The sequence below is a fragment of the Pseudomonas sp. H1_A03 genome (assembly GCF_054685145.1).
This window is the reverse complement of the sequence record NZ_CP162829.1, coordinates 1902846-1928592: the sequence shown is the minus strand read 5'-3', so window position 1 is coordinate 1928592 and position 25747 is coordinate 1902846. Positions and strand designations below refer to the sequence as shown.

The 25747-nt window shown below is 59.5% G+C and carries 22 protein-coding genes and 3 pseudogenes; 14 read left to right on the top strand and 11 right to left on the bottom strand.

Features of this window, described 5'->3' with window-relative positions; all coding sequences use genetic code 11:
* Positions 1-105 precede the first annotated feature (105 nt).
* The 6 genes and pseudogenes from AB4O35_RS08840 (at position 106) to AB4O35_RS08815 (ending at position 5135) form a co-directional block, all read left to right on the top strand.
* On the top strand, positions 106-1005 hold the full coding sequence (locus AB4O35_RS08840; protein WP_065874324.1) for a LysR substrate-binding domain-containing protein: 900 nt from the start codon (positions 106-108) through the stop codon (positions 1003-1005).
* Positions 1006-1103: 98 nt separating this feature from the next.
* Entirely contained in the window at positions 1104-1634 is a 531-nt protein-coding gene (locus tag AB4O35_RS08835; RefSeq protein ID WP_065874325.1) for a ferritin-like domain-containing protein, read from the top strand.
* Positions 1635-2110: 476 nt separating this feature from the next.
* Positions 2111-2620: pseudogene (locus AB4O35_RS08830) on the top strand (MCP four helix bundle domain-containing protein); the annotation flags it as partial.
* Positions 2621-3229: 609 nt separating this feature from the next.
* Positions 3230-3751 (top strand): annotated as a pseudogene (locus AB4O35_RS08825) (methyl-accepting chemotaxis protein); the annotation flags it as partial.
* Positions 3752-3821: 70 nt separating this feature from the next.
* A pseudogene (locus AB4O35_RS08820) lies at positions 3822-4598 on the top strand (PAS domain-containing protein); the annotation flags it as partial.
* Between the two features lie 99 nt (positions 4599-4697).
* Positions 4698-5135, top strand: a complete 438-nt coding sequence (locus AB4O35_RS08815) for a methyl-accepting chemotaxis protein (protein WP_371905324.1) — start codon at positions 4698-4700, stop codon at positions 5133-5135.
* Positions 5136-5221: 86 nt separating this feature from the next.
* Here AB4O35_RS08815 and AB4O35_RS08810 read toward each other — a convergent pair whose 3' ends face one another.
* Positions 5222-7291: an AsmA family protein gene (locus tag AB4O35_RS08810; RefSeq protein WP_065889084.1), complete on the bottom strand. Its 2070-nt coding sequence runs from the start codon at positions 7289-7291 to the stop codon at positions 5222-5224.
* A 359-nt stretch (positions 7292-7650) separates the two neighbouring features.
* Between AB4O35_RS08810 and AB4O35_RS08805 the strand changes: the two genes are divergently transcribed.
* Together AB4O35_RS08805 and AB4O35_RS08800 are read left to right on the top strand one after the other, a co-directional pair.
* Complete coding sequence (locus AB4O35_RS08805; RefSeq protein ID WP_065874329.1) at positions 7651-8103, top strand: hypothetical protein; 453 nt, start codon at positions 7651-7653, stop codon at positions 8101-8103.
* Positions 8104-8252: 149 nt separating this feature from the next.
* On the top strand, positions 8253-8885 hold the full coding sequence (locus tag AB4O35_RS08800; RefSeq protein ID WP_049710266.1) for a TetR family transcriptional regulator: 633 nt from the start codon (positions 8253-8255) through the stop codon (positions 8883-8885).
* Between the two features lie 5 nt (positions 8886-8890).
* On the opposite strand, the gene AB4O35_RS08795 is transcribed toward AB4O35_RS08800, so the two are convergent.
* Complete coding sequence (locus AB4O35_RS08795; protein ID WP_065879915.1) at positions 8891-9388, bottom strand: C40 family peptidase; 498 nt, start codon at positions 9386-9388, stop codon at positions 8891-8893.
* 277 nt (positions 9389-9665) lie between these two features.
* On the opposite strand from AB4O35_RS08795, the gene ureE reads away from it, so the two are divergent.
* From ureE to AB4O35_RS08770, 5 genes are all read left to right on the top strand, one after another.
* Positions 9666-10166, top strand: a complete 501-nt coding sequence (gene ureE / locus AB4O35_RS08790) for an urease accessory protein UreE (protein WP_010213559.1) — start codon at positions 9666-9668, stop codon at positions 10164-10166.
* Positions 10163-10837 carry an urease accessory protein UreF gene (locus AB4O35_RS08785; RefSeq protein ID WP_065874332.1) on the top strand — a complete coding sequence of 225 codons (675 nt, stop codon included), beginning with the start codon at positions 10163-10165 and terminating at the stop codon, positions 10835-10837. Before ureE ends, AB4O35_RS08785 begins: the two co-directional genes overlap by 4 nt.
* A gap of 12 nt (positions 10838-10849) precedes the next feature.
* Entirely contained in the window at positions 10850-11464 is a 615-nt protein-coding gene (gene ureG, locus AB4O35_RS08780; protein WP_065874333.1) for an urease accessory protein UreG, read from the top strand.
* Between the two features lie 22 nt (positions 11465-11486).
* Complete coding sequence (locus AB4O35_RS08775) at positions 11487-12059, top strand: HupE/UreJ family protein (protein ID WP_065945538.1); 573 nt, start codon at positions 11487-11489, stop codon at positions 12057-12059.
* Positions 12060-12232: 173 nt separating this feature from the next.
* Positions 12233-13342, top strand: coding sequence for an AGE family epimerase/isomerase (locus AB4O35_RS08770; RefSeq protein ID WP_065879914.1), 1110 nt, complete (start codon positions 12233-12235; stop codon positions 13340-13342).
* Positions 13343-13461: 119 nt separating this feature from the next.
* Here the strand turns inward: AB4O35_RS08770 and AB4O35_RS08765 are convergent, their stop codons facing one another.
* The 9 genes from AB4O35_RS08765 to amaB all read right to left on the bottom strand — a co-directional run bounded on the left by AB4O35_RS08765 (position 13462) and on the right by amaB (position 24500).
* Complete coding sequence (locus AB4O35_RS08765; RefSeq protein WP_065874336.1) at positions 13462-14367, bottom strand: cation diffusion facilitator family transporter; 906 nt, start codon at positions 14365-14367, stop codon at positions 13462-13464.
* 166 nt (positions 14368-14533) lie between these two features.
* Positions 14534-15301, bottom strand: a complete 768-nt coding sequence (locus AB4O35_RS08760) for an SDR family oxidoreductase (protein WP_049710274.1) — start codon at positions 15299-15301, stop codon at positions 14534-14536.
* A gap of 728 nt (positions 15302-16029) precedes the next feature.
* Positions 16030-16746 carry an ABC transporter ATP-binding protein gene (locus tag AB4O35_RS08755; protein ID WP_065874337.1) on the bottom strand — a complete coding sequence of 239 codons (717 nt, stop codon included), beginning with the start codon at positions 16744-16746 and terminating at the stop codon, positions 16030-16032.
* A complete protein-coding gene (locus tag AB4O35_RS08750) occupies positions 16743-17618 on the bottom strand; it encodes an ABC transporter ATP-binding protein (protein WP_049710276.1) in 876 nt (291 codons plus the stop codon). The genes AB4O35_RS08755 and AB4O35_RS08750 overlap by 4 nt, the downstream gene beginning before the upstream one ends.
* On the bottom strand, positions 17615-18892 hold the full coding sequence (livM, locus tag AB4O35_RS08745) for a high-affinity branched-chain amino acid ABC transporter permease LivM (RefSeq protein WP_065879912.1): 1278 nt from the start codon (positions 18890-18892) through the stop codon (positions 17615-17617). The genes AB4O35_RS08750 and livM overlap by 4 nt, the downstream gene beginning before the upstream one ends.
* Positions 18893-18894: 2 nt before the next feature.
* Complete coding sequence (locus AB4O35_RS08740; RefSeq protein WP_048727385.1) at positions 18895-19809, bottom strand: ABC transporter permease subunit; 915 nt, start codon at positions 19807-19809, stop codon at positions 18895-18897.
* Between the two features lie 235 nt (positions 19810-20044).
* The gene (locus AB4O35_RS08735) at positions 20045-21181 is read right to left on the bottom strand and encodes a branched-chain amino acid ABC transporter substrate-binding protein (protein WP_065874340.1); all 1137 of its coding nucleotides are present in this window, start codon (positions 21179-21181) and stop codon (positions 20045-20047) included.
* Positions 21182-21555: 374 nt separating this feature from the next.
* Entirely contained in the window at positions 21556-22839 is a 1284-nt protein-coding gene (gene amaA / locus AB4O35_RS08730; RefSeq protein WP_065889088.1) for an L-pipecolate oxidase, read from the bottom strand.
* A gap of 170 nt (positions 22840-23009) precedes the next feature.
* Complete coding sequence (gene amaB / locus AB4O35_RS08725; RefSeq protein ID WP_065945540.1) at positions 23010-24500, bottom strand: L-piperidine-6-carboxylate dehydrogenase; 1491 nt, start codon at positions 24498-24500, stop codon at positions 23010-23012.
* Between the two features lie 154 nt (positions 24501-24654).
* Between amaB and AB4O35_RS08720 the strand changes: the two genes are divergently transcribed.
* Complete coding sequence (locus AB4O35_RS08720) at positions 24655-25545, top strand: LysR family transcriptional regulator (RefSeq protein WP_065874343.1); 891 nt, start codon at positions 24655-24657, stop codon at positions 25543-25545.
* Positions 25546-25747 lie beyond the last annotated feature (202 nt).

Sequence of the window (25747 nt, the reverse complement as noted above, 5' to 3'; positions counted from 1 at the left end):
ACCTGTATGGTCGCTGCTCTTGCCTGCAAATCTAGTGCTGCACGCAGCTTCCAACAAATGAGCAATAGTTGATCTGGATGAATTGAATTCATCCATGGAGCCAGAATGTTTGCCTCGTTGCCCCTCACTGCCCTGCGCACCTTTGAATCGGCGTCGCGTCTGCTGAGCTTCAAGGCGGCGGCCCAGGAGTTGTCGGTCACGCCCACAGCGGTGTCCCACCAGATACGCAGCCTGGAAACCTGGCTAGGGGTGCCGCTGTTCGAGCGCCTACCGCGCCAGGTACGCCTGACGGCGTGTGGCGAACGGCTGTTCCACAGCCTGCACGGCGCCTTGCTGGATGTGGCGCAAAGCGTTGACACCTTACGCCCACAACGCAGCGCTGGGCACCTTACCCTGTCCACCACGCCGGCCTTTGCCGCGTTATGGCTGGTGCCGCGGCTGGGACGTTTTTATGCCGCTCATCCGGGGATCAACCTGCGCCTGGATACCCAGTGCGACGTCGTTGACCTGCAGCAAGACGCCAGCGTCGATCTGGTAATCCGCTACAGCCTCGATGACTACCCCAACCTCTACGGCCTGTGCCTGTTCGATGAGCGATTTGCGGTGTACGGCTCCCCCGAACAAGTGGCGCTGGCCCACACGCAGGTGCCGACGCTGATCAGCGTGCGCTGGCACAACTCCAGGCTCTATGCCCTGGGGTGGCAAGCCTGGTGTGAAAAGGCCGGGGAACGCTGGTTGGAGGACGCGCCGGCACTGCGTGAATACGACGAAGAACACTACGCGCTGCAAGCGGCCATCGCCGGTCAGGGCTTGGTCCTGGCCAGCAATATTCTGGTGTCGGAGAGCATTGCCACGGGCTTGCTGGTGCCTTTCCAACCACAGATCAGCGTAGGCGGTGCCGGTTACAGCGCGCTGTGTGTACCGGGCCGTGAGCGTCACCCGCCGGTACGGGCGTTTTTCCAGTGGATGCAGGAGGAAGTCAGGCTGTCCGGGCACGCCTTGTGAAATCCGATAAAACTTTTTGCTTCAGCCAACACTCACAACTTGGAGCGATCACGCCGGTAGAGCGTGGCGTAAAACCGGATTAGCACCAGGAGATTGAGATGACTGAAGCAAACTTGACTGACGTAGCAACCCTGCGCCAACGCGCCCGCCAGAACGTCGAAAACGGTGCCGTGACCGAAGGCTACGACGCCGACCGCGAAGAAATCATCCGCTTGCTCAACGGCTCGCTCGCGACCGAACTGGTCTGCGTACTGCGCTACAAGCGCCATTACTTCATGGCCAGCGGCGTCAAAGCCCATGTAGCCGCAGAAGAGTTCCTCGAGCACGCCACCCAGGAAGCCGAGCACGCCGACAAACTCGCCGAGCGCATCGTGCAGTTGGGCGGCGAACCGGAGTTCAACCCGGATCTGCTGTCGAAAAACTCCCACGCTCAATACGTGGCAGGTAACAGCTTGAAGGAAATGGTCTACGAAGACCTGGTGGCCGAAAGGATCGCGGTGGACAGCTACCGTGAAATCATCCAGTACATCGGTGACAAAGATCCGACCACGCGCCGTCTCTTCGAGGAAATCCTGGCCCAGGAAGAAGAGCACGCCGACGACATGGCAGATATTCTCGAAAGCCTGTAATACCAAAAAAACCGGAATACCAAAAAGGGCGCGCTGGATAACCAGCGCGCCCTTTTTGTCTGTGTGGGCGGTTACCGTGACGCATCAGAAAGTGCCACTACAGCGAGGCTGACGCCACATCGCCGCGCAACTGATTCTCGAGCGCAAAGTGGGCACTCACCATCAAAATAAAGCGTCAGTGGTCACCGCTAATTCTTGTACAATGATATGCATCCTGTATAAGTTTAATGGCACGATAGGCTCAAAATCCATCGCTGACAACGGGCACCCACGCCGCTGTGAATTTAGTTTTTTGATGGAGCCTGCTCGGCGACCCTGCCCGATAGCACATAGCTATCAATGCAGTGAGTATTGCTAACTGGATGGCCCTTATTGCACCGACGTATCGTCAATGAACTCAACGTGAGCGGCTAATAGCGCCATTCGCGTCATCCGCATCAACTCAGCCCAGTGCAGGGCGAATTTCCGAGCTAGCCATGAAGAAAACGCTTTCGTTGGCCACACGTATAGGGCTTAGCTTCGCGGCCATCCTGGCGCTTCTTGTAGTGATCACTGCCATCGGCATTCAGCGCGTGGCGTTTATTGATTCCACCTTGGGCGACGTCAGCGAAAACGCTGCGAAGGTACAGCGCTACGCAATCAATTTCCGCGGCAGCGTGCATAACCGAGCCATTGCGATCCGGGATGCAGTGCTGGTGGCGAACAACGCGGACCTGGAAAAACACTTGGATGAGATTCGAGCCCTGGAAAAGGCCTACTCCGACTCGGCGGCCCCTATGGACCAGCTGTTCAAGGGCACCCGCGTCACCGCCGAAGAGGTTCGATTACTGAGCGCCATCAAGGCCATCGAACAACAAACCCTGGCATCTACCCAGGCCATAATCTCCCTGCGCCAAGCGGGCGATATTCCGGGCGCCCAAGCGCTGCTGATGCGTCAAACGTCTTTGGAATACAGCGAGTGGCTCAAGCGCGTGAATGCGCTGATCGACTATGAAGAGGCGTCAATCAAGGCGAAGCTTGGCGCGGTGCAAGCAACCGCCAGCCAGTTCAGTACGCTGATGATCATCGCGACCGGCATTGCCCTGTTGTTGAGCATTATGTTGTCGGCGGTAATTATTCGCTTCGTCAACTCCACGCTGGGCGCAGAGCCTACGGAAGTTGCATTGGCCATCGCGCGGTTGGCAGCGGGTGATCTGAACCAGACGATAGCCACGAAGTACCCCAATAGCGTGATGGGCGTATTGAAAGACGCACTTAGCCACCTGGCAGAGACTATCCAGCAAGTGCGCAGGGCGGCCCAAGAGGTCAATCACTCGTCGACTCAATTGTCTGCCACTTCATCGGCCAACAATGACCAGATCAGCCTGCAAACCCGTGAAGCCGAGCAGGTGGCCACCGCCATCACGCAAATGGCGGCAACGGTGAATGAAGTCTCAGGGTATGCCGCGCAGGCAGCTGAGGCATCCCGGTTGGCTGATATAGAAGTGGAAAGCGGCAATCGACTGGTGGCTAGCACCACACTGGCCATCGAACAACTGGCCGTCACGCTGGAGCAGACCACAGGCACTGTGAACCAGGTGTCCAAACACAGCGAAAAGATCGAGTCAGTGATCGATGTTATCAACTCCATCGCTGCGCAAACCAACTTGCTGGCCCTGAACGCCGCCATTGAGGCCGCGCGGGCTGGAGAGCATGGGCGCGGGTTTGCGGTAGTCGCCGATGAGGTGCGCTCGCTGGCCAACCGGACTCAGCGGTCGACCGAGGAAATTCGGGAGATGATCAGCACGCTGCAAGTGGGCACTGAAACCGCCTCGCAAACCATGCGTGACAGCTGCGAGCTGGCAAGCCAAACCGTGGCGCAAACCCGTAGGGCGCAGAGTGCGTTAGCCAAGATCAGCGAGCAGGTGGGTGCGATCAGCGACATGAACGCCCAAATCGCCAGTGCCTCCTCGCAGCAGAACAGCGTGGCCGAAGACGTGGCGCAAAACATCAACCGTATTCACGCATCCACCGTGCAGTCCGCCACCGGCTCACGCCAAGTGGCAACGGCGAGCATGGAACTCGCGCAGTTGGCGGATCGCCTTACTGCAAAAGTTGCGTTCTTCAGCGCTGCTTAGGCGTCGCAAAGGACCAACAAGCTGCTGACTTTGCCGATAGCCTTATCAAGACCCAACAGGCGGTTTTCCCATGTTCAATACCAAAATCAAGAACCAGCTTCAATCTCAGACAGCCGAGCTGGCGCAGCTGCGCCAACTGCGTGATGGACTCAGCCATGAAATGCTGACGCTGAGTATCGATTCGACATTTAAAATTACCGCCTGCAACGACAATTTCGCACAGGCCTTGGGCTACACCCAGAATCAGCTTCTGGGCCGTGCCATGGCCGATATCGTTCCCCAGTACGTCTCCAAGCTGCCGTGCTTTCACAACTTTCGAGCCGCCGTCGCCGCAGGTAAATCGATCTCTGACGAATACCGTTACCTGCATGCTGACGGTTCGTTAGTGTGGATTCATGCTCATTGGCAGCCCATAACCGAGGCGACTGGCCGGTTAAGTCATATCGCTTGCTATGCGACCAACATTACGTCCCGCGTAGAAAAAGCCTCGGAAAACGCCTCGTTCATTGACGCGCTGCTGCGTTCGACGGCGGTGATCGAGTTCGACCTATCCGGGCATGTGCTCATGGCGAATGAGCAGTTTTTAAAAGCCATGGGCTACAACTTGAGCCAAGCGAAAGGCAGTCACCACCGTATTTTCTGCAAGCCAGAAGAAGCTTCGTCGCAGAACTACAAGGATTTTTGGTCAACGCTGAACAAGGGTGAATTTGTTGCTGGCCGCTTCGAACGAATGGACAGTCGCGGTCAGACTGTATGGCTGGAGGCGACTTATAACCCGGTGTACGACACCGAAGGCACACTCTGCAAGGTCGTTAAGTTTGCAACGGTGGTCACCGACCAGGTGGCCCGTGAACAAGCCGTCAGTGAAGCCGCCCAAACTGCATTTGAAATCTCCCAGCAGACTGACGTGACGGCTCAGCGCGGCGCCGTCGTGGTTAACGACACGATGCACACCATGCGTAAAGTCGCCGTTGATATGCAGGCGGCCTCTGGCGGCGTTGAAGCGCTCGGCAAGCAGTCATTGTTGATCAGCTCGATCATCCAGACGATCAGTAGTATTGCCCAACAAACCAACTTGCTGGCATTGAACGCTGCGATTGAAGCCGCGCGCGCAGGTGAGCAGGGGCGCGGTTTTGCGGTCGTGGCGGATGAGGTTCGGCAATTGGCTGGGCGTACCAGCACGGCTACCGAAGAAATTGCATCGGTTGTCTTGCAGAACCAGAAGCTGGTGGATGAGACCGTCGCCGAGATGGCAAACAGCAAATCCCAGGCAGAGCAAGGTCTTGAACTCGCCACCCAGGCGGGCCACGTCATTGTTGAGATTCAGGATGGCGCCAAACGAGTGGTCGATGCGGTGGGCAGGTTTGCGACCCAGATTGCCTAGGGTCGCAACACCGCTGGCGCAGAATGTTCGCTAGCGCTGTTGCGACACATCGTTTGATTAATGGGCAAGTGGGTGATTTTCAGCAATCACCCTTTGACTGTTTTCGGTGCTTTGCCTTCCCGCATCTGTTGCAGCAAAGGTGCGCACTGGTTAGGCGCGTCGGCGCTGGGTGCGATCAATGCCAGCAAACCGGCCGCAGGCCCTGCGATCACACCCAGCGCCACCATGCCCGCGCCACGCAGCGCCAGAGGAATGGCTTTCACACCGGCATTCGGCTTGATAAACGGCCCGTTGACGTACAGCGGTGAACGCAGGGAGAACAGTCGGAAACCTTTCGATTCGGGGTTGATGGTCAAGTCCAGTTGCTCCGTGGCCATGTTCGCCGTGCCATCGATATAGATAATGGCGTTCTCGGTATCAAACACAAACAACCGCGTCGTCGCCAGGCCAGTCTTGATGCCGAAGTCCGCCGCGGCGCAATTGATCTTCACTTCCTTGTCGCCAAACAGTCGGCCCACCACGTAGTTGCCCACATTAAGCCCGGCGATTTCCATCAGACCACGGCTGATGGCGCCGTCGTTGATCAGCATCTTCAGGTCACCATTGGAGGTGCCCAGCAGTGCCGCCACGGAGTTGCCGCGACCGGAAATGTCGGCGTCGCCGTTGAGCTCACCAAAGCTGGTTTTCATCGGTTCGAATGTCGGGAACAACTGCTTGAGCTTGAAGTTACGCGCAGTCAGTTTGGCGCGACCTTCCATCGGTGCGGTGCGCCCGTTCAGGCGAATCTGTGCATCCAGCTTGCCGCCGGCCACGCCGAAACGCAGGGGCTCCAGGCTCAGTTCGCCGTCATTGAGCACCACATGGGTGTAGAGGTCGGTGAAGGGCAGATCGGCACTGTGCACGATGCGCTTGCCGGTGAACTCCACATCGGCATCCATGACACGCCAGCGCTCGGTGCGGAACTCTTCCACCGGCAGCACTTTGGTCGCGGGTTGTTTGCTGTCGCCGCCACGGGCTTTTTGCTTGGCATTCGAGTCGGCGCCGATCAGGGGCGCGAGGTCGGTCATCAGCAGTTGGTTGGACACCAACGCGCCGCTGAGTTTGGGGCGCGGCTGGCTGGCGACGTAGCCAAGGCTACCGTGAATATCGCTGTTACCGATCTTGCCGTTGAAGTTTTCGTAGCGGAACGAGGCGCCGCTGGCTTCGTGCAGCTTGGCGATCAGGTGACCATCGGTGGAATAGGCCGGCGAATCCGGCAGGGTCACGCCGGTCAGTGGGTAGAGGTTGCCCAGGCTGGAACCTGCGAGTTTCAGGCGCAGGTCTAGGGCACCCAGATTCAGCGGATCCGTGAGGGTGCCGGCCAGGGCGATGCTGGTGTCGGCAATCTTGACCTGAGCCTGCAACGGAAACGGCTTGGCCGCGTCTTGCAACGCCAGCAGGCCGCCGATTTTGCCGGTGCCGTCGAGTTTCTGGCCGTGGTACTGGCCTTTGACCTTGAGGCCAAACGCATAGTCCTGCGGCGCCGAGCCTTTTTCCAAAGCCTTCTTGGCATCGGCGTCGCCAACGATTTCACCAAAGGGCACGGGTTTGCCCAGCGGGTCGATGATGACATCCAGCTGGGTCTTGAGGGTCTGGTCGTCGAGGGTCACGTGGCCTTTGTCGAAGCCGATAGCGCCGATGTCCACCACCCAGTTGGAGGGTTCGGCGTTCGGGTCCTTGGGGTCGAACTTGAAGGTCCAGTTGGCGCGGCCGTCGGCCAGACGCTGCAATTGCGCACTCGGCTCAGTGAGGTCAATGCGCGGGATCACCACGCGCTGCACCAGCAACGCCAGCGGCGAAATGCGCAATTCGACCTTTTTAAGCGTGACCATTTGCGGGGTTTTCGACCAGTCGGGGTTGCCCAGGGTCAGGTCTTCGGCAATCACATGGGGCCACGGCACCCAGGCGCGCCAACCGCCTTCGTCGGGCTCACGCGCCCACACCACCGCCAGGTTGCCGTTGATGGCAAACGGTCGATGCAGCTCTTCGGAAACCTTGGCATTGAGGGGCGGCTTGATGCGGTTCCAGTCGAAGAACACCAGAACCAATACCACAACGGCGATTAACAGAACGAAGCTGGCGCAGCACCAAGCGACGATTTTACGAGTGCGCGTCATTGCACAGGACTCCTGAATACGACTGGCTGGGTCACAGCCTTTATGGACAGCTTATACGACTACGACTGGCAAACCGCTTGGGGGTTTAACCCAATCGGCCATTTGCCGGGAAAAACCTCAATTTCTGACCACTTCGACAGAATCCCCCTACGACAGCGCACCATTGTTACCCATGTGCGTGTCGAAAATACCCACACCGGTGCAAAACCGCGTGCTTGAGAGGCCCGATCTAGAGCCTCCGCCCAGAACAATCAATTCTGTTGATTATTACCATTGTGTTTATGAACTTTTATATCGACTTATCGAGAGTAGCATTAGCCCTGTACCCACTTTATCGCCCTCCCAAGGAGCAACCCATCATGAAACGCCAAGTACTCGCTACCGTCCTGTTGTCCATCCTGGCTTCCAGTGCCTTTGCCCTGCCAGCCGTTGAACAGGCCACCCCACAAGTCAAAGCCGACGCGGTGCATTTCAGCCAGACCGTAGCGCGCAGCGGCTCGCAAGAAGAAGAGAACCGTGACTACGCCAAAGGCGCTGTTGCTGAAAATGGTTCGGAGCAAGCCAACAAACGCGCTTACACCGAAGGCCTGACCGAAAATGGCCGCGACCGCCTGGAACAGAAAGGTCTGGTTGAAGGTGGTGCGGATCGCCTGCTGGAACGCAATGCTGTCGCCGAAGGTGGCCGTGATCGCCTGGAACAAAAAGGCCTGGTTGAAGGCGGTGCTGAACAAGCCAACGAACGCGCCTACACCGAAGGTGTTGCTGAGGGCGGTGCTGACCGTCTGCAAGAACTGCATCAAGCACAGAGCTAACCCGTGGTGGCCCAGAAAAAAGCCCGATCCGTCGATCGGGCTTTTGCTTTCCTGTAGATCGCGTCACGTACTTCCCCGCCAAGTTCGACGCCGGCAAAGCTGTTTTGCTAGAGTGCGTCGCTGTACTTGCCAACAAAGCCTGCCCGCCCATGCTGCCCCGCGCCGAACAAAAGCAACAGACCCGCCTCGCCTTGATGGACGCAGCCCGCCATCTGATGGAATGTGGCCGTGGGTTTGGTAGCCTGAGCCTGCGCGAAGTGGCGAAGACAGCTGGCATCGTGCCCACCGGTTTTTATCGCCATTTTGCCGACATGGACCAGCTTGGCCTCGTGTTGGTGAGTGAAGTCGGCCAGACCTTTCGCGCTACGATCCGCCTGGTGCGCCACAACGAATTCGTGATGGGCGGCATTATCGATGCCTCCGTGCGGATCTTTCTCGATGTGGTTTCGGCCAACCGTTCGCAATTCCTGTTCCTCGCCCGCGAGCAATACGGCGGCTGCCTCGCCGTGCGCCAAGCCATCGCGGCGCTGCGCGAAGACATCACTCGCGACCTGGCGGCTGACCTCACTTTCATGCCCAAACTGCAGCACCTGGACGCTGAAGGCTTGCACGTGATGGCGGACTTGATCGTCAAAAGTGTGTTCGCCACCCTTCCCGACATCATCGACCCGCCAGCCCACGCCCTGCCCGCCCACCTCACGCCGCAGGCGAAAATCACCCAGCAATTGCGCTTTATCTTTATCGGTTTGAAGCACTGGCAAGGCCTGGGCAGCACCGAATAACGCAATTAGCCTGCCGAATGGAAACGCTTGGCCGTGGTGTAGTGCTTGTTCCAATAGCGGTTGCTCAGCGAATCGATACGGATGTTTTTGCCGCTGCGCGGTGAATGGATAAATTTGCCCTCGCCTATATAAAGGCCCACATGGCTGACCTGGCCGCTACCGTTTCCTTTGAAAAACACCGCATCGCCGGGCTGGAGCGAGTTGCGCTTGATGGTCGCGGCCGTCGAACGTTGCATTGCCGCCGTGGTGCGCGGTATTCGGATATTGGCTTGAGTCTTGAACAGATACACCAGCAGGCTGCTGCAATCGAAACCCTGCTCTGCCGAGGTACCGCCCCATTTGTAAGGCGTACCCAACAGTTCGTGGGCACGGTCGACCACATCCTCGATAGACGCTTCTTTGGGTGACGCGGTGAAAGAGGGATGGGAGTTCAGATTGGCCGAAGCCGATGAAAGAGCGAGAGACAGACTGACAATAACCAGACAACAAAATGACTTGAACATGATGAACGTCGCGGTAGATTAAACACGGCGCACAGGCTAATGATCTTGCAGGTAACTTGATGAACGCCGAATCCTCATACCCTGTAGGGAAAATCTGAAAACGCCCACCACGCGTGCAACCTATAAAAATACGCACCACTTTGGCGCACACAGAGAATTGCTCCTCGCTCCATTTAGTGGCGCCATCGTCCTTGCCTACAGGCAATTCCTACTCTCTATCGACATTGGCAAGGCCCTTGCTCTAGCTGTTTCATCGCTCATAGCTGGAAGCTTCCTGATGCTGGTGATCCACCGACGAATCGCCCCTCAAGCCCTCTGGGCCGCCGAGTTGCTGCTGAATTTCGAAGCACGCAGCAAAAGTCGCCTGCGCTGTTTCAGTGCCGACGGTGAAGACGTCGGCCTTTTCCTGGAGCGCGGCCAGCCGCCGCTGCACGATGGCGAATTCCTACAGGCTGAAGACGGACGCGTCGTACGCGTATGCGCCCGGCCTGAACATCTGCTGCACGTCACCTGCAGCAGCGCATTTGAACTGACTCGCGCGGCGTATCACCTGGGTAACCGCCATGTGGCGTTGCAGGTAGGGGACGGCTGGCTGCGCCTGCTGGACGACTATGTGCTCAAGGCCATGCTCGAACAGCTGGGCGCGCAGACCGCAACTATTGAAGCGCCATTCCAGCCGGAGCACGGCGCTTACGGCGGCGGCCACCATCACTCGCGCCATGGCGATGAAGATTTCAACTACCCACCCAAGCTGCATCAGTTCGGCGTGCGTCTATGAACCCAGCCTGGGCGCTGCTGCGTCTGGCCAGTCCGCAATTGCCGATTGGCGGCTACAGCTATTCCCAGGGCCTGGAAATGGCGGTGGAGAACGGTCGCGTCAATGATGCGGCCACTGCACGACGCTGGATCAGCGATCAGTTGCTGCTCAACCTCGCGCGTTTCGAAGCACCGTTGCTGCTCGCGCACTGCCAAGCGGCCTTTGATGAGGATTGGCCGCGCCTGGCGCAATGGTGTGATGAGCATCGCGCCAGCCGCGAGACCCGCGAGCTGTATCAGGAGAGCCGGCAGATGGGCTACTCGCTGCAGCAATTACTCAGCGGATTGCCGGAACTGGACGACGCCGCCCGCGCATTTCTTGAGCGGTGCACCGAGCCGCATCTGGCCCTGGGCTGGGCCCTGGCCGCCCGCGCCTGGAGCATCAGCCCCGCCGATGCCCTCGCCGCGTGGTTGTGGAGCTGGCTGGAAAACCAACTGGCCGTGCTGATGAAAACCCTGCCCCTGGGCCAGCAAGCCGCCCAGCGCCTGACGAGCGAACTGCTGCCGCTGCTGCAACAAGCCCAGCAGGACGCCAGCCGCATCGACCCTACCCATTTCGGCAGCGCCGCTTTCGGCCTGTCCCTGGCGTGCATGGCCCACGAGCGCCAGTACAGCCGCCTGTTCCGTTCCTAGGAGAACACCTACATGAACTCACAACCTTTGCGTGTTGGTATCGGCGGCCCGGTGGGCTCCGGCAAAACGGCCCTGACCCTGGCGCTGTGCCTGGCGCTGCGTGACCGCTACAACCTGGCAGTAGTCACCAACGACATCTATACCCGCGAAGACGCCGATTTCCTGGTGCGTAACCAAGCCTTGGCACCCGAGCGCATCATCGGCGTGGAAACCGGTGGCTGCCCGCACACGGCGATCCGTGAAGACGCCTCGATCAACCTCGAAGCCGTGGATCAGCTCAACCGCCGTTTCCCCGGCCTGGACCTGATCCTGGTGGAGTCCGGCGGCGACAACCTTTCGGCCACCTTCAGCCCCGAGCTGTCGGACCTGACCATCTACGTAATCGATGTGTCAGCCGGCGACAAGCTGCCACGCAAGGGCGGGCCTGGTATTTGCAAATCCGACCTGCTGGTGATCAACAAGATCGACCTGGCACCGCTGGTGGGCGCCTCGCTGGAGTTGATGAACAGCGACACCCAGCGCATGCGCAACGGTAAACCCTTTGTGTTCAGCAACCAGAAAACCGGTGTCGGCCTGGATGACATCGTCGCCTTTATCGAACGCCAAGGCCTGCTGACCGCCGCCTGACCACCCCCCAAGGAACCCGTTTATGAGCCTCAAGAAACTTTTCACCGCCGCCGCCCTGCTGCTGGCCCCCGCCCTCGCCTTCGCTCACCCGGGCCACGGCGACAACGGCCTGGTGGCCGGCATCAGCCACCCCCTGGGTGGCATTGACCACTTGTTGGCCATGGTGGCCGTCGGTTTGTGGGCCGCCCAACAAAAAGGCGTCGCCCGCTGGGCATTGCCGTGCACTTTTGTGGGCACCATGCTGATTGGCGGCGTGCTGGGTTTTGAAGGCTTGGCACTGCCAGCGCTGGAAAGCGGGATTGCTGCCTCAGTGCTGGCCCTGGGCCTGGCGGTGGCGCTGGCGGTGCGGCCGCCGTTGTTTGTGGCGGTGGGGGCGACGGCATTGTTCGCGCTGTTTCACGGCGTCGCGCACGGTTTGGAGCTGCCGGACATGTCCAACCCTTGGGCGTATGCGGCTGGTTTTGTAGGCGCAACGGCCGTGTTGCACGCGGCGGGTTATGCGGTAGTGCGCTTCCTGCCGGCGGCTGCGGCGCCGTTGGTGCGGGTTGCAGGGGCGGCGTCGGCGGCGACTGGGGTTTGGCTGCTGGCGGGCTGAATTTTGTTGCGTTTGTAGGGGCCTCTTCGCAGGCAAGCCAGCTCCCACGTTTGATTGGGTTCGCACATCAAACTGTGGGAGCTGGCTTGCCTGCGATGGCGGTCTCAAAGACACCACACAACCCAAGCCTGATACCATGCGCGCCTACACCCCTGCCGTGACGACGCCAGCCAATGCCCAGCGCTTCCCAACCCTCCTTGAACACCGTGCTCACGCACTTCCACAGCCTGATCGTACCGCTCTGGCAAGGCCCGGGCTGGAACGCCGAGCTGGCACTGCCCTATGAGGCGCTGGATGCCGATCACCGGCCGCTGCCCCCACAACGCTACCGCGCCATGGCCTGCGCGCGGCAGCTGTACCTCTTTGCCAGCCTGATCGGCGAGCCTGGCGCAGCCTTCGCCGAGGAGCGCGCAGCGGTTCTGTTCCGTTCACTGCAACAGCACTTCCATGACGCCGAGCACGGCGGCTGGTTCTACAGCATTGATCCCGCCGGCCAGCCGCTCGACCAGCGCAAAGACCTCTACACCCACGCCTTCATCATCTTCGCCTGCGCCCATTACTGGGCCAAGGTGCGTGCGCCGCTGGTGGAATCGGTGCTCAATGCGGCCCTGGAAGTGGTCGCCGAGCGGTTTTCCACAGGCGACGGCCTGTATGAAGCCGTGCTGGAGCGCAACTGGTCATCGCTTGAATCCGGCCCGCTGCAAAACCCATTGATGCACTTGGCCGAAGGGTTCCTCGCCACCCTCGCGGTGCGTGAAGACGCCCGCGTGCAGGCAGCCCTGCTGGCACTGGCGACAGCCATGCAACAGCGCTTCATCGACCGCCAGCACGGCGTGATGATGGAAAAACCGCTGGGCGCTGTGGATAACTGGTTCGAACCGGGACACCAGTTCGAGTGGTTCTTTTTGCTGGAATCGTCAGATGTATTGCGCGGTACGCCGCTGCATGCGTCGCTGACCCGGGCTTTCGCCTACGCCGAGCAACAGGGTGTGGATAACGTAAGCGGCGCGGTCAGCGGCATGCTGGCGCTGGACGGCACGGTACGCGACGGCACTCAACGTATCTGGGCCCAGGCCGAATACCTGCGGGCACTGACCTTGCGGCCAGGCAGCGAAGCGGTGCTACAGCGCCAACTGCTCGCGCTGCAACAGCACTTCTTGCATGAAAAGGGTTGGAATGAATGCCTGGATGCCGAGGGCGTCGTGAGTCGACGGGATATGCCGTCGACTACGCCTTATCATTTGGCGACTTGCTATCAGGGTCTGATCCGGTCTCTCGGCTGATTTTCAGGGCCTCTTCGCGAGCAAGCCCGCTCCCACACTTGACCGTGTTCCAACATGTGAATGCGGTCGAATGTGGGAGCGGGCTTGCTCGCGAAGGCTTCACCTCGGTCTAACTGCCCTCACGCAATCCACTTACGATCCCCCGTAAAACTGATCGTCAGCCAGCGCGCCGCATCCGGCGTGCCGAGCCCTGTGGATATCTCTTCGCGCAGCCCGTCCAGGGTCGCAACGTTATCCACCGGATAATCCGCCGGCAGCACCACATGAATCTCGATAAACCGCGCCCGCCCGTGTTTTTGCACGTAGGACACGTAGTCGTCGAAACCATGCTTGGCCTGTGCCGCGTCCATCACTTCGCGCACTTTGTCATCCAGGTGGTCCGGGGCAATCCCCAGCACCTCGCGCAACGCCGGGCGCAGGATCTTGAACGCCGGCGCCAGCATGCTCAGGGCCAGCAGGATCAGGATCAACGGGTCGACATACACCGCCCACTCGCCATAGCCCTGGGACTTGAGCAGCAGTGCCGCCAGAAAGCTGATCAGCAAGCCCACCGAGAGCATCGCGTCCACCAGCCAACTGATGTTGTCGAACTGGATCAGCGATGATTTCAGCGTGCGATTGCGATAGCGCACGTAAAAGAAGTAGGCGAATTCGACGACGGTAAACACCGCCGCGTAGAGGATCACCAGCCCCAACTCGATCTCACGCCCGCCATTGATAATGCCGAACACGCCGTTGAGGAACGCATAAATGGCGATCAGCAACAGGAAACTGCCTTCGATCAGCAACACCATGGGCTCGAGGTGCCAATAGCCGAACTGGAAGCGCTCGTTGCTTTTCTTGGCGATCAGCTTGGCCGTGATCAGCATCAACACCTTGATGGCGGTGGCGATCAGCGAGAAAAAGCCGTCGAACAGAATGGATTGGGCGCCAGATACCACACCCGTGACAATCCCGGCGATCGCTACCGCGAACATCAGGATGGTCGATTGTTTGAGCAGTGACTGCTCACCTCGGTTACTCACATTTCCTCCTGTCAAAACCTTAAAACCGCACAGTGCGGAGGGGTTTTCAGAGGTGGAGTGTACCTTATGCCGTGTTTTGGCCGATTTGCTGCCTATTTGGCGGCTGACAATGAAATGTGTAGTGAGCGAGCCTGCCTCGCGCGGGGCAAGCCCGCTCACTACAAAATCAGGCTTTAGCGCCGCGCTCAATCGCAAACCCAGCCCATGTCTGGCTCACCGGCATCAACTCCAACCGGTTGATATTCACATGCGCCGGCGTATTCATGACCCAGAAGATCGTGTCCGCAATATCCTGCGGCTGAATCGGCTCGGCACCGGCATACGTCGCGTCATACCGCGCCTGGTCACCACCAAAGCGCACCAACGAAAACTCGCTCTCGCACAGGCCTGGCTCGATGTTGGTCACGCGCACGCCGGTACCTTGCAGGTCGCAGCGCAGGTTCAGCGAGAACTGCTTAACAAACGCCTTGGAGCCGCCATACACATGGCTGCCCGGGTACGGGTAGCTGCCGGCGATGGAGCCCAGGTTGATGATCCCGGCGCCACGGCCATGCGCGATCAGGCGCGGCAGCAGCAGGCTGGTGGTGGTCAACAAGCCCTTGATGTTGGTGTCGACCATGGTTTCCCAATCGTCGAGGCTGCACTTAGGCGCCGGGTCAGTGCCCACGGCCAGGCCGGCGTTGTTGATCAGCCCGCGCAGCTTCGCGAACGACGGCGGCAGGTTGGCGATGGCGTCTTCCATGCCCTTGCGGTCACGCACGTCCACAACTAGGCCATGCACTTCGGTCTGCTTTGAAAGCTCTTCGACCAGCGCATTCAGGCGGTCGGCACGCCGGCCAGTCAGCACCAGTTTCCAGCCAGCGTCGGCAAAACGACGAGCACAGGCTTCGCCGAAACCTGAGGTTGCGCCAGTAATAAACAGCGTGTCGGACATGGTGTTCTCCTTGCGGGCATCGGGAAAAAGTTGCCAGCAGAATGCCCTTACGCCGCGGTGGCGGCAACCGCTAAGCGCATAACTTCATGTGCAGCTGATCACTTTTCAACCATTGCACGCAAAGCCTTATGAACCGTGGCGTGCAGCCATATGCACGCAGGTTATCCACAACTGCGCCCACAGTCTTTGGGGGCAAGTGCAAAAAGCTCCAGGCCTCTGTACACAAGGGTTACAGGGGGTTTTAGAAAGTTTTTGCTTGACCTTAGACGGGCCGTATGTAGACCCATCGACAGGCGGGAAATCAGAACGATGGCTCCAGGCCAGTCATTCCGGCCTCTGCGGCCGTCTTTCCAGAGTTTAGTCACAGACTTATCCACAGGCTGGCGGGACATATTTCGGTCATATACCTGTGTCTTTAAACAGGTTGACAAAGCCCTCGGGCGGTCGCGAAAAAGCCGCTGATCAAAAAACAACCGACTCGCTACAAGCCACGGTTTTAAAGGCTTTCAGCCAGCTACTCCCACGTTACCCACAGCCGGTTCCACAGTGGATGGGGACAAGTCAAAACTGTGACAAAACAGGGATTTGCGGCGGCTATATGTCGCGCTTTAGAGGGCGGCTGGATTTGTTTTCCACAATTTCCAGAACGGTCTGTGGATAGCACTAAAAAGACTGCGGGAGCCGCTTTTATGTGGGCTCCCACAGTGGGTGCTGCGTCGTTATTTAGATCAGTGGCCGCCGAGGTAGGCGTTGCGCACTTCCTCGTTGACCAACAATTCCTTACCAGTACCCGTCAGGCGAATCTCACCGTTAACCATCACATACGCCCGATCCGACAGACGCAGCGCATGGTTGGCGTTCTGCTCCACCAGGAAAATAGTCATCCCGGTCGCCGCCAACTCGCGCAGGGTCGAGAAGATCTGCTTCACCACAATTGGCGCCAGCCCCAGGCTAGGTTCGTCCAACAGCAACAACTTTGGACGGCTCATCAACGCGCGGGCGATGGCGAGCATTTGCTGCTCGCCACCGGACATGGTCATGGCCCGCTGGGTACGCCGTTCCTTGAGCCGTGGGAACAGCTCGAACATGCGCTGCATGTCTTCCTGGGCGAACTTGTCGCCAATCGGGATGGTGCCCATCAGCAGGTTTTCCTCGACGGTCATGTCGGGGAACACCCGCCGCCCTTCCGGCGACTGCGCAATACCATTGGAGGCAATGTAGTGGGACGACTTGTGGGTAATGTCGACGCCGTTATAGAGGATCTGCCCTGACTCGGCCCGTGGCTGGCCGAAAATCGACATCAGCAGCGTGGACTTGCCCGCGCCGTTGGAGCCGATCAGGCTGACGGTTTCGCCTTCGTTGATATGCAGCGAGACTTTTTTCAGGGCCTGGATCGGACCGTAGTACACGTCCAGGTCCTTCATTTCGAGGATAGGTCCGCTCATACCAGCTCCTCTTCGTCGGCGCCCAGGTAGGCGGCAATCACTTTCGGGTCGTTGCGGATCGCTTCCGGCCCGCCTTCGGCGATCACGTTGCCGTGGTCCAGCACCACGATGTGGTCGGAAATACTCATCACCATGCCCATGTCGTGTTCGATCAGCACGACCGTGAGGTCGTGTTCGTCGCGCAGCAGGCGAATCATCGCGCTGAGGGCTTCGGTTTCCTGGGGGTTGAGGCCCGCTGCCGGCTCATCGAGGCAGATGATCTGCGGCCGCGTGCACATGGCGCGAGCGATCTCCAGGCGGCGCTGCTGGCCGTAGGAAAGTTCGCCGGCCAGGCGGTTGGCACAGTCCACCAGGTCCACCACTTCCAGCCAGTAGAAAGCGTGGTCAAGGGCATCGCTTTCGGCTTTGCGGTAGCCCTTGGTGTTGAGGATACCCGCGAGCATATTGCGGTTGACCCACATGTGCTGGGCCACCAGCAGGTTTTCCACCACCGACATTTCCTTGAACAGGCGAATGTTCTGGAAGGTTCGCGCCAGGCCAGCACGGTTCACCAGGTGGGTGCCGCCGAACATCTTGTAGTACACCCGACTGAGGAAACTTTTCGGCGACACAAAGTCGACGGCTTTGAAGCGCTCGCCGAGCAGTTGGATCACGTTTGTCTGCTTACCACGCACATTGAGTTCAATCTTGCCGCCGCTGGCTTTGTAGAAGCCGGTGAGGCAGTTGAATACCGTGGTCTTGCCGGCGCCGTTGGGGCCGATCAGGGCGAAGATCGAGTTGCGTTCGACCTTGAGGCTCACATCGCTCAAGGCTTTGATGCCACCGAAGTGCATCATCAAGTGCTCAACGGAAAGGACGACTTCCTTGCTCATGGCGCCACTCCTTTACGTGGTGTCACACCGGTACGGCTGATGCGGATCAAGCCGCGCGGTCGCCAGATCATCATCACTACCATCAACACGCCAAACAGCAGCACGCGGTATTCGGAGAAGCTGCGCAGCAGTTCGGGCGCGACGGTCAATACGAAGGCCGCAATCACCACGCCGACCGTCGAGCCCATGCCACCCAAGACCACGATGGCCAGGATCAGCGCCGACTCGAAGAAGGTAAACGAGGACGGGTTGACGAAGCCCTGGTAGCTGGCAAAGAACACCCCGGCCAGGCCCGCAGTCGACGCACCGATGGTGAACGCCGAGAGCTTGACCAGTACGTGGTTCAGGCCCATGGAACGGCAGGCGATTTCATCTTCGCGCAGCGCTTCCCAGGCACGGCCGACCGGCATGCGGGTCAGGCGATGCTTGATGTACAGCACCAGCATCACCACGATGAACAACACGATGTAGATAAACATGAACTTGAAATTAGGGTTGTAATCGATGCCAAAAAACTCATGAAAGGGCACCCCGCCATCCTTGGCCTTGCGCACGAACTCCAGCCCCATGAAGGTCGGTGACGGCACGGGCATGCCATTCGGGCCGCCGGTAAACGACAGCCAGTTGTTAAGCACCAAGCGGATGATTTCACCGAACCCCAGGGTCACGATAGCCAGGTAGTCACCGTGCATTCGTAATACCGGAAACCCGAGGATGCACCCCGCCAGCGCCGCCGCAATGGCCGCCAGTGGCAGCACCGTCCAGAAACCCAGGCCCAGGTATTGATAACCCAGCGCCAGGCCGTAGGCACCGATGGCGTAGAACGCCACGTAGCCCAAGTCGAGCAAGCCCGCCAGGCCTACCACGATGTTCAGGCCCAACCCGAGCAACACGTAGATCAGCCCGAGGATCACCACGGTCAGCAGGTACTTGTTGGCGAAGATCGGGAACACGATGGCGATCACGATGAGTGCCGGAATGATCCAGCGCAGCCGCGATTTATAGTCCGGTTTCTGTACGTGCACGCCGGAGCCGCTGCTCTCGAATCCCTGCAGGATTCTTATACCCTTGGGCGTTTGCAGGAACAGGCTCATGGCGAACCGGCCGAGCATCACAATCGCGACCATCACGCCGACGCGGGTCGGTTCCAGGTTGAAGCTGTAGCCATCGAGGACAACGCCAACGATGGGCCCGAAGATGATCAACGAAATCAGCCCGGCGAGGACTGCATCGACCACACTTTTCTTGATATCGATTGGTTTGGCAGCAGACATGTTTACACCTTAGCCACGAGTGGGCGACCAAGCAGGCCCTGAGGACGGAAAATCAGAATCACCACCAGCAGGGAGAAACTGAACACGTCTTTGTAGTCAGAGTTGATCAACCCCGAGAACAGCGACTCGGAGATACCCAGGATAATCCCGCCCAACATCGCCCCTGGCAGGGAGCCGATGCCGCCGAGTACCGCCGCGGTAAACGCCTTGATGCCGATGATGAAGCCGGCATAGAAATCGAAGGTGCCGTAGTTGAGGGTGATCAGCACGCCGGCCAGTGCAGCCATGGCGGCACCGATGACAAACACATAGGAGATCACCCGGTCGGTGTTGATGCCGAGGATCGAGGCCATCTTGCGGTCTTGCTGGGTCGCGCGGCACATGCGGCCGAGCTTGGTGTATTTGATGATGTAGGTCAGCAACGCCATGCCGGCAAACGCCGCCACGAGGATGAACACCTTGGTGTACGTGAGCTGCACGAACCCGGTGCCGATGTCGACACGCCAGGCCCCTGCCAGCAAGGTTGGAATACCTTGTTGCTTGGCGCCCTGGGCGATCTGCGCGTAGTTCTGCAGGATCAGGGAAATCCCGATGGCGCTGATCAGCGGTGCCAGGCGGGTGGAGTTACGCAGCGGTTTGTAGGCGACACGTTCGATGACCCAACCGTAAACGCCGGTGACGACGACGGTGAAGACCAAGGTGCCAAGAATGAGCAGCGGAAAGGATTCGATGCCGAAGTAAGCCAGCAGTGCCAGACTGATCGCCGCGAGGTAAGCGGAAATCATATAAACCTCGCCGTGGGCGAAGTTGATCATGCCAATGATGCCATAGACCATTGTGTAGCCGATGGCGATCAGGCCATAGACCGACCCGAGGGTCAGGCCGTTGACCAGTTGCTGCAGGAAAATACCATCCATAACGCAATCTCACGCGGTGAGCACCTGCACACCGGTGGGTGTGCGGCGCTTCTGGAGGAAAAGACAGATCTTGTTGCCTGACACGATGGGACTGACAACTGCGATCCATTGTGGGAGCTGGCTTGCCTGCGATAGCGGTTTCAGATTCAACACACGTGCTGACTGCCAGTCCGTCATCGCGGGCAAGCCCGGCTCCCACATTGGCTCTGTGTTGCCGGAGTGATCGTGTTTACGCTTATTTCTGTTTTTCCAACTGGTGGTATTTGCCTTCCTTGTCCCACTGGTAAACCACATAGTCGGAGACTTTCAGGTCGCCCTTGGCGTCCCAGGTCTTCTCGCCCATCACGGTTTTCACAGGGTTGGCCTTGAGCCACTTGGCGGCGTCTTCGCCTTTGTCGGACTTGGCGCCGTTGAAGCCGGCGGCCAGGGCCTGGAGCGAGGCGTAGGCGTACAAGGTGTAGCCTTCAGGCTCGTAGCCGGCTTTGCGGAACTCTTCCACCACGGCCTTGCTTTCGGGCAACAGGCGCGGGTCGGCGCCAAAGGTCATGTAGACGCCGTCCACGTATTGCTTGCCGCCTGCGGTGGTGACCAATTCGTCGGTCACTACGCCGTCATCGGACATGAACTTCACATCTTTCAGGCCGGCTTCACGCAGTTGGCGAACCAAAGGACCGGCTTCCGGGTGCAGGCCGCCGAAGTACACGACGTCAGCGCCGGTAGAACGGATTTTGGTGACCAGAGCACTGAAGTCTTTCTCGCCACGGGTCAGGCCTTCTTCCAGCACCGGCTTGACGCCGCGCTTGGTCAACTGGGCAGCAGTGGCGTCAGCCAGGCCTTTGCCGTAGGTGTCCTTGTCGTTGATCACGGCAATTTTCTTGCCCTTGAGCACGTCGACGATATAGTCGCCGGCCACGATGCCCTGCTGGTCGTCACGCCCGCACATACGGAACATTGCGCTCATGCCGCGCTCGGTCACTTGTGGGTTGGTGGAACCTGGGGTGATGGCGATCACGCCCGCGTCGTTATACACCTCGGACGCCGGGATGGTGTTCGACGAGCAGAAGTGCCCGACCACGCCGATCACTTTGTCCTGGTCGACCAGCCGGTTGGCCACGGCTACGGCCTGCTTGGGTTCGCAGGCATCGTCGCCGGCGACCAGCTTGATCTGCTCACCGTTAATGCCGCCGGCCTTGTTGATCGCATCGGCTGCCGCTTGGGCACCCTTCATGTACTGCTCACCGAATGAGGCGTTGGCGCCAGTCATCGGCCCCGCAACGCCAATCTTCACATCAGCTTGAACAAACGCAGAAACACCCAGCGCCGCTGCAACGGCGAGGGCCAGGAAACCTTTCTTGTAAAACGTCTGGGACATGAGTGGTGCTCCGATATTTTTGATTTTTGGCACGACAACTTGCGTTCAAACTTTTCACTGAAAGCTCAGAGCAAGGCGCGTGCCACTACGTTTTTATTCTTCAAAAAGACACGGTGTCATTGTTATTGCAGGCGTTTCAGCGCCCATCGCAAGGACGTGCAACCGTCTAGCATCAGAAGGTGCAACCAATGGATCGAAAAAGTACAACCTCGACAGGTCGCACCTGCAACCAACCCCATAAACGACAGTTCCTACCGCTGTAACAAACGGCGTAACGGAACTGCACATTTACAGTGCGTGACTGCTACGACTTGCACCAATACAGATTAGTAGCCTGCTAAGAAAATGCAGGCTTTTGAGCGGTATTTCGCTGATCAGATCACGATCCTCAGGCATTGGCCCGCGTGATACAGCGAAAATCCGGCTTCATAAAGACAGCTGCGCAGGCCCACCCCAGCCAGCGGTTGCATAGGCGCGAAGGGGATCGGCAATGCCTGTGGATTCTGGTGACACACGTAGTCGGCGAACGCCTTGCCCACCACGCTGCCGGTGGTCACGCCGCGCCCGTTATAGCCCGTTACTGCCACCAGGCCAGGGGCGGGTTCGAACAGGCGCATCAAGTGGTCCGGAGTGAAGGCAATGCAGCCGGTCCAGGTGTATTCCCACTGCACCGATTTGAGGTACGGGAAGTAATGCTGCTGCACCCGATCGGCCCACGCCTCGAGGAACCAAGCCGGTTTCTGGTTTCCGTTGCCCAGGCTACCGAGCAACAGGCGGCCATCGGCATCGCGGCGAATGCTGCTCAGCACCTGGCGCGTATCCCACGAACCTTGGCCGCCGGGGAGGATTTGCTGGGCGGCGTCCCCCGTCAGCGGGGCCGACGCGACCTGGTAGTAGTAACCGGGGAAGAAATTGCGCCGCAGCTCGGTCCATTCGCCTTCGGTGTAGGCATTTGAGGCGATGACCACCTGTGCAGCCTGCACTGAGCCTTGGGCAGTCTGCACCGACCAGTGCGCACCTTGGCGTTCGAGCTGGGTGACTGGGGAATGGTCGAACAACTGCCCGCCAAGGCCGACAGCGGCATTCGCCAAACCACTGGTGTAAGCCATTGGATTCAAGGTGCCGGCGCGCCGATCCAGCAAGGCGGCAGCGATTTTCTTAGTGCCAGTGGCTTGCTCGCAGGCTTGGCCGGTGAGCAATTCCACCGGCGCGCCCCGGCGTTTCCATTGTTCTTCACGACTGCGCAAATCCGCTTCGCCACGGGCGTTGTGCGCCATGTGCAACGTGCCCTCGCGGCGCAATTGGCAATCGATGTTGTATTTGTCGATCAGGCTGAACACCAGCGACGGCGCCGCCCCCAGCATGCGGTTGAGCTGGCTGCCCACCGCCTCGCCGAAACCGGCTTCGATCTCATCCGGCGGGATCCACATCCCGGCATTGACCAACCCGACGTTGCGCCCCGAACCGCCGTGGCCGGTGCGATGGGCCTCCAGCACGGCAACGCTTTTACCCTGTTCCAGCAAGTGGATGGCCGCCGACAGCCCGGTGATCCCGGCGCCGATCACGCACACATCCACCTTGACGTCGCCCTTGAGCGCGGCGCGGTCTGGCCGGCCAGGGGTGAGGTGTTCCCACAAACATGTTTCGCGCAGTGCCATTGCCAGACTCCGATGAGACCTAACAAACAACAGTTTCAGGGTTGTAAACCCAATCAACGGTGGGAGCTGGCTTGCCTGCGATGCAGGCACCTCGGTGTATCAGCTAGACCGAAGTGATGCTATCGCAGGCAAGCCAGCTCCCACATTCTGACCTCACTCCGACTGAGAGATCAGTCGAAGGTAATACCCTGGGCCAATGGCAGTTCCAACGAGTAGTTCACCGTATTGGTCTGCCGACGCATATACCCGCGCCACGCATCCGAACCCGATTCACGCCCACCGCCCGTTTCTTTCTCACCGCCAAACGCGCCGCCGATTTCCGCGCCGCTCGGGCCGATGTTGACGTTGGCGATGCCGCAGTCACTGCCCACGGCCGACATGAACTGCTCGGCTTCGCGCACATCGGTAGTGAAGATGCATGACGACAAACCTTGAGGCACGGCGTTGTTCAGACGCAGGGCTTCAGCGAAATCGGTGTAGCCAATCACGTAAAGAATCGGCGCGAACGTTTCAGTGCACACCACGTCGCTTTGCTCGGGCATTTCCACGATGGCCGGCGACACGTAGTAGGCGTTAGGGAATGTGTCTTGCAGTTGGCGCTTGCCGCCGAACACCTTGCCGCCTTCGCTCAAGGCTTGCTCCAGGGCGTCCTGCATGTTCTCGAAGCCGTGTTTGTCGATCAGTGGGCCGATCAGGTTGCCTTCCAGCGGGTGGCCGATGCGCACCTTGGAATAGGCGGCCTTGAGGCGGGTGACGATTTCCTCCTTCACCGACTCGTGGGCGATCAGCCGGCGTAGGGTGGTGCAACGCTGGCCGGCCGTGCCGACCGCGCTGAACAGGATGGCGCGCACGGCCATGTCCAGGTCGGCGCTTGGGCCGAGGATCATTGCGTTGTTGCCGCCCAGCTCCAGGATGCTGCGGGCAAACCGTGCGGCGACTTTCGGTGCCACTTCGCGGCCCATGCGGGTGCTGCCGGTGGCGCTGATCAACCCGACGCGCGGGTCATCCACCAGCGCGGCGCCGGCGTCGCGGCCGCCGATAATCACTTGGCTGAGGTACTCGGGCGCGCCGTCGAATTTCTTCAACACACGCTCGAACAGCGCCTGGCAAGCCAGCGCGGTAAGCGGGGTCTTTTCCGAGGGTTTCCAGATCACCGCGTTGCCGCACACCAGCGCCAGGGTGGTGTTCCACGCCCACACGGCGACCGGGAAGTTGAAGGCGCTGATCACGCCGACCACGCCCAGCGGGTGCCAGGTTTCACGCATATGGTGGCCCGGGCGTTCGGAGGCGATGGTCAAACCGTACAGCTGGCGCGACAGGCCGACGGCGAAGTCGCAGATGTCGATCATTTCCTGCACTTCACCCAGGCCTTCCTGGGTGATCTTGCCGGCTTCCCAGGACACCAGCTCGCCGAGGTCGGCCTTGTATTCGCGCAACACATCACCGAACTGACGCACCAGTTCGCCGCGGCGCGGTGCCGGCACTTTGCGCCAGGCCTCGAATGCATGCTCGGCGCGACTGACCTGTTGCTCCACCTCGGCGGCGCCTTCCCAGTTCACGCTGCCGATACGGCTGCCATCGATCGGCGAATGCACGGGTTGTTTCCCCGACTGGTACAGCGCCGGGTTTACCCCGAGACGATCAAGCAATGCGGCAACCATGGGTCACTCCTTCAATCTGCAAACAGAAAATTGCGCCGCCGACAGACACGGCGATCCAGAGCTTATTTGTAGCTGGCCGAAGACTTGCCAACAAACGACGATTAGGCGAGATATCATTCCGTTTATTCATGCAAAGAATAAAAAGAGGCGTGCCGTGCTCAATAAAAGACATTTGCCCTCGATCACTGCCTTGCAGTGTTTCGAAGCCGCCACCCGCCACCTGAGTTTCACCCGCGCCGCCGAGGAACTGAACCTCACGCAGAGCGCGGTGAGCAAGCAGGTGGCGCAGTTGGAAGAGTTGTTGCAACACCTGCTGTTTCGCCGGGTGCGCCGCCGCTTGCAGATGACGCCAGCGGGCGACCTGTACCTGGTGGAGGTGCGCAAGATCCTCACGCAGGTGGAGATGTCCACCCACTACCTGCGTTCCTACGGCGGCGAGACCGAAGTGTTGCGGGTGTCTACGCCCTACACCTTTGGCGCGCGCTGGCTGGTACCGCGCCTCAAGGGCTGGCGCCTGCGTCATCCGCAGATCCACCTGGACCTGTGCAACGAGCAGGAGCCGGACGAGCTGCTGCAAGGCAAGGCCGACATGGCCTTCTACTTTGGCCAGGGCTCACGCCCCGGCACCGAGAGTCTGAAATTGTTCAGCGAAGAGCTGGTGCCGGTGTGCGCCCCCGAAAGCCTGCCCGCGCAGCCGTTCACCGATCCCACGCAACTCAGCGACCTGGTCCTGCTGCAAAACGCCTCACGGCCCCAGGGGTGGCATGACTGGTTTGCCAGCCAGGGCTTCCACACCGAGCACAGCTATCACGGACCGCGTTTTGACACCTTTTATATGTGCATTCGTGCGGCCCAGGTCGGCTGTGGCGTGGCCTTGCTGCCGCGCTTTCTGGTGGAAGAGGAACTGGCGGATGGCAAGCTGGTGATCCCTTGGCAGCACGCAATGCCGAGTCAGGATGCGTATTTCCTGGCGTATCCGGAGCATTCGGCGGAAGTGCCCAAGGTGCGCGAATTTGTGAAGTGGATGATGGAGCAGGTTATTTAGTGCCTGGTATATCGCTTTCGCGAGCAAGCCCGCTCCCACAGTTTGAAATGCATTCCAAGTGTGGGAGCGGGCTTGCTCGCGAAAGCGCCGGTGGCCTTGGCAAAAAAATCACTGGCAAAACAACACAGGTCTATGCGCCACTAGCCCTCTTCCCTAATTGTGCGTAAAGGTCGGCGCCCATTGCCGACCCGTCTGGAGATTC

Excerpts from the sequence above, each read along its gene's own strand:
- AB4O35_RS08795 (WP_065879915.1), bottom strand. The coding sequence starts at position 9,388 with ATGTTCAAGTCATTTTGTTGTCTGGTTATTGTCAGTCTGTCTCTCGCT.
- AB4O35_RS08840 (WP_065874324.1), top strand. The coding sequence starts at position 106 with ATGTTTGCCTCGTTGCCCCTCACTGCCCTGCGCACCTTTGAATCGGCG.
- livM (WP_065879912.1), bottom strand. The coding sequence starts at position 18,892 with ATGTCTGCTGCCAAACCAATCGATATCAAGAAAAGTGTGGTCGATGCA.
- AB4O35_RS08815 (WP_371905324.1), top strand. The coding sequence starts at position 4,698 with ATGCACACCATGCGTAAAGTCGCCGTTGATATGCAGGCGGCCTCTGGC.
- AB4O35_RS08835 (WP_065874325.1), top strand. The coding sequence starts at position 1,104 with ATGACTGAAGCAAACTTGACTGACGTAGCAACCCTGCGCCAACGCGCC.
- AB4O35_RS08770 (WP_065879914.1), top strand. The coding sequence starts at position 12,233 with ATGCCCAGCGCTTCCCAACCCTCCTTGAACACCGTGCTCACGCACTTC.
- AB4O35_RS08805 (WP_065874329.1), top strand. The coding sequence starts at position 7,651 with ATGAAACGCCAAGTACTCGCTACCGTCCTGTTGTCCATCCTGGCTTCC.
- AB4O35_RS08800 (WP_049710266.1), top strand. The coding sequence starts at position 8,253 with ATGCTGCCCCGCGCCGAACAAAAGCAACAGACCCGCCTCGCCTTGATG.
- amaA (WP_065889088.1), bottom strand. The coding sequence starts at position 22,839 with ATGGCACTGCGCGAAACATGTTTGTGGGAACACCTCACCCCTGGCCGG.
- AB4O35_RS08740 (WP_048727385.1), bottom strand. The coding sequence starts at position 19,809 with ATGGATGGTATTTTCCTGCAGCAACTGGTCAACGGCCTGACCCTCGGG.
- ureE (WP_010213559.1), top strand. The coding sequence starts at position 9,666 with ATGCTGGTGATCCACCGACGAATCGCCCCTCAAGCCCTCTGGGCCGCC.
- AB4O35_RS08785 (WP_065874332.1), top strand. The coding sequence starts at position 10,163 with ATGAACCCAGCCTGGGCGCTGCTGCGTCTGGCCAGTCCGCAATTGCCG.
- AB4O35_RS08755 (WP_065874337.1), bottom strand. The coding sequence starts at position 16,746 with ATGAGCGGACCTATCCTCGAAATGAAGGACCTGGACGTGTACTACGGT.
- AB4O35_RS08775 (WP_065945538.1), top strand. The coding sequence starts at position 11,487 with ATGAGCCTCAAGAAACTTTTCACCGCCGCCGCCCTGCTGCTGGCCCCC.
- AB4O35_RS08750 (WP_049710276.1), bottom strand. The coding sequence starts at position 17,618 with ATGAGCAAGGAAGTCGTCCTTTCCGTTGAGCACTTGATGATGCACTTC.
- amaB (WP_065945540.1), bottom strand. The coding sequence starts at position 24,500 with ATGGTTGCCGCATTGCTTGATCGTCTCGGGGTAAACCCGGCGCTGTAC.
- AB4O35_RS08810 (WP_065889084.1), bottom strand. The coding sequence starts at position 7,291 with ATGACGCGCACTCGTAAAATCGTCGCTTGGTGCTGCGCCAGCTTCGTT.
- ureG (WP_065874333.1), top strand. The coding sequence starts at position 10,850 with ATGAACTCACAACCTTTGCGTGTTGGTATCGGCGGCCCGGTGGGCTCC.
- AB4O35_RS08735 (WP_065874340.1), bottom strand. The coding sequence starts at position 21,181 with ATGTCCCAGACGTTTTACAAGAAAGGTTTCCTGGCCCTCGCCGTTGCA.
- AB4O35_RS08760 (WP_049710274.1), bottom strand. The coding sequence starts at position 15,301 with ATGTCCGACACGCTGTTTATTACTGGCGCAACCTCAGGTTTCGGCGAA.